Source organism: Rhizobium sp. BK376, from assembly GCF_004341625.1.
Classification (GTDB): domain Bacteria; phylum Pseudomonadota; class Alphaproteobacteria; order Rhizobiales; family Rhizobiaceae; genus Rhizobium.
The window spans coordinates 1-5,851 of the sequence record NZ_SLZG01000073.1 but is presented as its reverse complement, the minus strand read 5'-3'; the positions used below and the strand labels follow the sequence as shown (position 1 = coordinate 5,851).

The 5,851-nt window shown below is 57.3% G+C and carries 7 protein-coding genes and 1 pseudogene; 1 reads left to right on the top strand and 7 read right to left on the bottom strand.

What is annotated here, in order from left to right:
* Positions 1 to 208 precede the first annotated feature (208 nt).
* From EV561_RS36685 to EV561_RS36670, 4 genes are read right to left on the bottom strand one after another with little or no spacing between them, the layout of a single operon-like run.
* The gene (locus tag EV561_RS36685) at positions 209 to 529 is read right to left on the bottom strand and encodes a hypothetical protein (protein WP_132528739.1); all 321 of its coding nucleotides are present in this window, start codon (positions 527 to 529) and stop codon (positions 209 to 211) included.
* A 56-nt stretch (positions 530 to 585) separates the two neighbouring features.
* Positions 586 to 1,077 (bottom strand): hypothetical protein, encoded by a 492-nt coding sequence (locus EV561_RS36680; RefSeq protein WP_132528738.1) that lies wholly within the window; start codon positions 1,075 to 1,077, stop codon positions 586 to 588.
* Between the two features lie 43 nt (positions 1,078 to 1,120).
* Positions 1,121 to 1,432 carry a type II toxin-antitoxin system RelE/ParE family toxin gene (locus tag EV561_RS36675; protein WP_132528737.1) on the bottom strand — a complete coding sequence of 104 codons (312 nt, stop codon included), beginning with the start codon at positions 1,430 to 1,432 and terminating at the stop codon, positions 1,121 to 1,123.
* The gene (locus EV561_RS36670; protein WP_132528736.1) at positions 1,422 to 1,703 is read right to left on the bottom strand and encodes a type II toxin-antitoxin system ParD family antitoxin; all 282 of its coding nucleotides are present in this window, start codon (positions 1,701 to 1,703) and stop codon (positions 1,422 to 1,424) included. Before EV561_RS36670 ends, EV561_RS36675 begins: the two co-directional genes overlap by 11 nt.
* A gap of 407 nt (positions 1,704 to 2,110) precedes the next feature.
* Between EV561_RS36670 and EV561_RS36665 the strand changes: the two are divergent.
* Positions 2,111 to 2,690, top strand: a pseudogene (locus EV561_RS36665) (IS6 family transposase); the annotation flags it as partial.
* Positions 2,691 to 2,856: 166 nt separating this feature from the next.
* Here the strand turns inward: EV561_RS36665 and EV561_RS36660 are convergent.
* The 3 genes from EV561_RS36660 to EV561_RS36650 all read right to left on the bottom strand — a co-directional run.
* On the bottom strand, positions 2,857 to 3,099 hold the full coding sequence (locus EV561_RS36660; protein WP_132528735.1) for an Imm74 family immunity protein: 243 nt from the start codon (positions 3,097 to 3,099) through the stop codon (positions 2,857 to 2,859).
* Positions 3,099 to 3,950: a hypothetical protein gene (locus EV561_RS36655; protein WP_132528734.1), complete on the bottom strand. Its 852-nt coding sequence runs from the start codon at positions 3,948 to 3,950 to the stop codon at positions 3,099 to 3,101. The genes EV561_RS36660 and EV561_RS36655 overlap by 1 nt, the downstream gene beginning before the upstream one ends.
* Before the next feature lie 117 nt (positions 3,951 to 4,067).
* The coding region (locus EV561_RS36650; RefSeq protein WP_207910674.1) for a hemagglutinin repeat-containing protein at positions 4,068 to 5,851 on the bottom strand (1,784 nt) is incomplete at its 5' end.

The window sequence follows — 5,851 nt, the reverse complement described above, 5'->3', positions numbered from 1 at the left end:
CCGGAGCCGCCGGCGGTCCGTCCGAAAACATATCGAACTGGGCAAGGTGCGCTGCACGATCATTCTGCGTCATGGAACAGGATTAGCACGATGCCGCCCTGCGGTCATGAACCGTGGATGTCAGGTCGAGGCACGGTCCACAGTCTTCGATGGCGATTGACCGATATTGGGATCGTCGATCCATCCGCTCGATCACCGCTATCGGGCATCAATGCACGCCGATTACGCGGATGTCGTTCGGGAGCGTAATCTTGATGACCTTGTCAAAAATCTCCGACTTGCGGAACTGCCTGTCGGTCACTGCCATGCTGGGCGTATTTTGAGGAGAGTTTTGCAACAGGCCAAGCCAGGTCAAAGGCCGAATGAAATTATACGCAATGAAAAAGCTTGCCTCGTGTCGTGGTCCGAATGGCCCCCTACCTGGAAAAAGCTCAACCGGTAGTGCCAATTCGGTAAATGTGCCGAGCGTCACCCAATCGCCCATTCGGTTGGAAACGACGCCGAGCATATGCCGCAAATCCCAGAACAAGGCCGCGGCCTCCGGCGACAGGCTTTCCTGCAGCGGGGTCGCCAAAATCCATTCGGTTAGAAATGCCTGAAGCGTGCCATGATCGCCGAGAATAGACCTGCCGTCTTCGTCAGAACAGCTGTGCCCTTGTAATGGCGGATCAGGCGCAACTCCTGCAAAGCCTGATGCAGGATAGATAACGGCGGGAAATCCGGTTCGTTGAGAACCTTGTTTACCGAATAAAGCACATCGGGTTCGAAGCCAGGCCAGCGGAATTCATGAGCTGCCCATTCGACGCATTTGCGATGGAAAGCTCCCAAAGACTGGGTCAAGGGGATGCCGCCGGACTGCTCCGCGTAGCGAAGGAGTTTCATGCCGTTAATGGCGAGCGGGCTGTCCGCCAGCTCTTGTTCCGAAAGATCGGATGAAATGAAGATCAACGGCGAAAGTGTCGACTGTCTGAACATGCTTGCATGATGACCAAATTCATCGACGCCGTCACCGTGAAATCTCTTTTCGGTTAGTGCGGGGCTGGGCTCTTGAAGGGAGTCGAACCAGTGGCCCGTCACTGCCGCGACCGAAGCTGATCTCTTTCGGGGGTCCCCTACGAGGCTAGTAAAGCGTTCTAAGGTCGCGCCTGCCATCGATGACACGAACAATCTGCACTGTCTCGATCGGCCCGTCGTCGGTGTCCGGAATTGTCTCGTAGAGCATTAGAAATGGGGCTTCAACGAGCATACGCACGCTGGGCCGGATTTCCGACCGGCGCACACCCAGGCGTGGCTGCTCTATGAGCAGACTTGCCTTACGCTCGAATGCATCGAAAAAACGTTCTGCCGCTAGGGGCTGCTCAAGACCTATACGCACATAGATCTCTCGGATGTCTGCAAGTGCCTGTGGCTGCCAGACGAGATTAACGAGCATATTTGCGGGCGGCGTTCAGTTCATGGCGGGCTTCGTCACGCAGAGCATCAAAGTCGGCTGCAACAGCCTTGCCACTAGCCTTGCCCTCGTCCCACAGTTGGCGCAGGCGCTCGATGTCATCCTTGCGAACTTGCCACTTCGCCGCCCAATCGCGCACGGCTTCGCGGATGACCTCGCTACTACTGTTATAGGCGCCGCTTTCCACGGCACCGCGTAGTAGCTCTGCCTGTTGTGGTGTCACTGAGACACTGATTTTTTCGGCGTTGGCCATCGGAGCTCCGTATTCTTTGTGGTAGTAAACATTACCACCGACTTGAGATGGTGCCAAGCACTTCGATCCACAAGCCTCCAAAGCACCCGTGTTATAATTCATTGGCGTTTCGGTAAAGGGAGGGATGCACCGGTCGATCTTAAGGAAGGGCCGCCACCGCCGGACAATGGCAACAACAATTTAGGCTACCGGACGAGTACTCGCATTTCCGCTGACTCCTCACCTAAATTATCAGACAAAAAAGCCTCCGCGCCGTTCCGTGCGGCATGTGTGTGCCCCCTTTCGCCATGAACTGAGTCGAACGTTCGACCCTCTAGCATCCAGCATTTAGCCTATGAAGATTCATAATTTTGGCCTTCTGCAATCAAGATGCAGATCGGGTGCGAATGGATTCGACGTTTGGACCGCGTGGCATCAGCGTGTCCTATGAAACGATCCGGCGATGGAGCCGAAAATTTGGCTCGGCATATGTGAAGCGGTTGCGTGGAAAGAAGCCGTCCCGAAAGGATTTGGCATCTGGACGAAGTAATGATTTCTATCGGCGGTCGCAAGCATTGGCTTTGACGAGCCGTCGACCAGGACGGATATGTTCTTGACGAAATCGTTCAGGCTCGTCGCGACACGAAAGCGGCCAAGCGACTGCTGGTCAGGCTGCTGAAAAAGCAAGCCCTCGCACCGAAGCGGATCATCACCGACAAGCTTCGCTCATATGGAGCGGCAAAGCGGGATCTCATGCCTACTGTCGAACACCGATCGCATAAAGGCGTGAACAATCGGGCGGAAAATTCCCACCTGCCGCTGCGGAAACGAGAGCGTGTGATGCAAGGCTTTCGATCCACCGGCGGATTGCAGCGGTTTATTTCTGTCTTTTCAGCAATCAGAAATCACTTCGTCCCGTCCCACCAGAAGCACTCCGCCCTCGCCATACACGTTCATCGAATCCGCGCTATGGCGCAGTGGAAGGCTGTGACCGGCGCGGTGGTTTGATTTCAATCGCAATCCCTTCGCATGGCTGCAGTCGAACAACGTGACATCACCCTCGTATGCGCCTGGCAAAGGCGCTCAGCAGCGTCCCGGAGAAAACAGCAACCCATCGCGGGATCGGCAGATCGGCGCATACCTGAGGTTCGAAGTCTTTCGTCTGACGATTTGGCTACTCGATTTCGAGCGTGTGCCCTCCCTTGGCGAAATCTGCGATTATGTCGTCCAATATAAATTGCTTCTCCGCGGGCAAAATCGGCAAGGCTTGGTGGGGGGGGTCCCAAAATTTGATGGTGTCTGAGTAAACAACAAAGCCAAGCTTGTCGTTTCCGGGAAAGAACATTTCGCCTTGGACCGTTGCTACGCGGTCGATAATCTTCACCCTGATATGGCCTCGTGATACCTCTTGGATCATTATTTGCCTCGCGAAAATATGACATTACTAGCACCTGTTGCAGGGTCAATGGTAATGATCTGAGTAACTTTTGGATTATCTATCAACGCCGGCAGCTCTGCCGATTCCCAGACGTTACCGGGTCGAAGGTTTGACCCGATTACCGCGCGAACTGTTCCGGAGGCGCCTGCCGCGTATTTCGCGGAAATATCTTGCCAAGCCTGCACCACCGCGGGATTTGATGCATCCCATGCAGGCATCTGGATGCCATTCTGCTTGATCAACATCTCAAGCGTGGTGCCGCCGTTCTGCTGGGCGATTTGCGCAGCGATATCTTCACCACCAGTATCGCCAGTTCGACCTGACCAAAAGAACGCCGTACTTTTCTCTGTCGCGACAGGGTTGCTGCCTTCTCCTGGAATCCCTTCGGCGCCTGAGCCCGCGGGCATCGTGCCCCCAGGGCCCCCTGTCTTAGCTGCTCCACCGGTGATTGACGCCAGTGCCTCTGCACCCAGCTTGGCTATGTTGCCGGCGGCTTCGAGGCTTGAGAGGTAAGCAAGCTGGTTATAGCCGCTGACGAGCCCGAGATAGTTGGACATCGCGGCCGCAACAGCGTTGGTATCTTCCCCAACGCCCCCGTCACTGTTGCTCTTTGCAATCGCTGCCTGTAGCGTTTGCCAGCTCGCAGTAACGTCAGCGGTGGGATAGGCCGGGCCGGTTGTCTTTCCCTTAAGGATGTCGATCGCAAGATGGGTATAGTCCCAGTCGACCTGGGACAGCCCGCTGGCCGACGAGGTGCCAAAGACACCCCCCCAGGCGTTTGAACCATCAAGCGGCGCGCCTGAAAGCAGGCCCTGGGCTTCCTGGGTCATCAACCCACGGTCCTGCAGCATCTCGTTCAGGGCGTTTTGGAAGCAATCAAGATCACCACACTGCCGCAGTTCCACCGAATTGGCGATTGACTGCTCCTGCGCCGCAGTTACGGCACTTTATTTGCAGACGGTATCGCCGCCGCAATCCTGCAGCGCCTTGAGCAATTGTGCCAACTGATCGTGCTTGAGGTAGTTATTGTTGAAGTTGTCTAAGCTTGCGGCCGCGCCTTGGGTACCGCCGACCGCTGCGCCGACAAAGGCCGCCGCCCATTCACCGATGACCGCCTTTTCGGTGTCGGTTAGCTTTAGGTCGGGATTGCCGGCTAATACCTGTTGCAGAATGCCGTTGGCCAGTTCTTCGGCAGCCGCACCAGCTGCTGCCTGACCAGGATTTGTTCCGGCGACCTCGGCGACGATCGCCGCAGCGACGGCATGCAGCGCAATCTTCTCCGGACTGCCTTCGTCCCATTGCATCCTGTTGGCAAGGGAACCGATCGCCATATTTGCTAGCTGCGACAGCGCCGCGGCGCTCTGCTGCTGGGCCTTGAGCTTGTCGATATCGAACGGATCGACCTGGGTGCTTGCCTTCGAGGCGTCGGTGTTGAGGCCGGACAGAACCTGCTGCTGATTGGTCAGGTTCCAGTTTCCGGGCGTGATCGTCGCCAGCGTCTCGCCGCTGTCGCTCTGTTTGGCCGGCTGGCCGACGACCGGGATGGGAATGCCGGCGCCAGCTAGACTGAAGCCGTAGTTCGTCGAAGAGGCCGACATCGAATTGTCGATGTTGGAATAAAGGATCTGATCGGCGCTGAGGAAGTTCTGCCTGGGATCGGCAGTCGAGCCGATGAAGCCACCAACAAGTTCAATGGTGCCGTCGGTACCGACATGATAGCCGCCAGACCCGGCAAAGATTCCGCTCTGCTGGGAGACGTTCGCGTAGTCACCGGTGATCGTGCCCTGATTATAGCCGCCGCTGACGCCACCGGAACTGATACCGAGTTGGCCGCTCTTCGACTTCTCGTCATAGGAGACGATATCCTGACGGCTCTCGATCACGATGCCTTTGGTGGCTACGGCGTTGACCGAGTTGCCGGACAGAACGGCGCCCGCCAGCGTCAGTGTGTCGCCCGCGACGACTGTGACGTTGGTGCCGCTAACAGTCGAATTGATCTGGGTGACCGAGTTGTCAGTCTCTTTGTCGGAACCGTAGGCCGCGTTCCCGGTCGGGCCAGCGTTGAAGATGTTGCCGCTGGCATCGATGCTCGCGGCTACGCCGACGCTGGCACTGCCCGATTTACTGCTGCTCTTGCTATCGCTGGTGGCCTGGACGCTTTCAAGATCGACATTACCGGCGGCCGATATCAGCACGCTGCCGTTATCGGGATCACTGGAAAGCGTTGACCCTGTGCCGTCCTTGCCCATGCCGGCGCTGATCTGTACGCCGCGGCCGATAACATCACCGGATTGGGCGATGATGGTCACCGAACTGCCGCTGATCGAGGGTGGGACCGGAATAGAGGTCGTCGATTCCGACGAGCTTTCGCTGAAGCTATAGCCAGCGGTCAGCGAGATCCCGGCGACGGCCGGCTTCAGCCCAGTCTGCGGATTTGGCTTGGCGTCGATAGCGGCGATCGTCTGCGAAACCGCCTGATAACCCTTGACGCCGGCCAGAACCGCAGGGGCGATCCCATAGATACCGTTGTCCCCCGACAGCAGGCTGCCCGCCTGCATCGCTTGCTGGCCTGCTGAGATTAGTGACGACTGGACCGTCAGGCTGACACCAGCAAAGCTCTGCTTCTGCATCTCGGAGGCTTTGGTGCGCGGGTCGTTGAAGGAACGGCATTCCGTCTTTGATGCTGTTGCTACGGCGTTGCAGTCTTGCAGCGGACGGATTTCGGGCGTGC

Coding starts and splice junctions, on each gene's coding strand:
- EV561_RS36660 (WP_132528735.1), bottom strand. CDS start 3,099: ATGATCCAAGAGGTATCACGAGGCCATATCAGGGTGAAGATTATCGAC.
- EV561_RS36655 (WP_132528734.1), bottom strand. CDS start 3,950: ATGACCCAGGAAGCCCAGGGCCTGCTTTCAGGCGCGCCGCTTGATGGT.
- EV561_RS36675 (WP_132528737.1), bottom strand. CDS start 1,432: ATGCTCGTTAATCTCGTCTGGCAGCCACAGGCACTTGCAGACATCCGA.
- EV561_RS36670 (WP_132528736.1), bottom strand. CDS start 1,703: ATGGCCAACGCCGAAAAAATCAGTGTCTCAGTGACACCACAACAGGCA.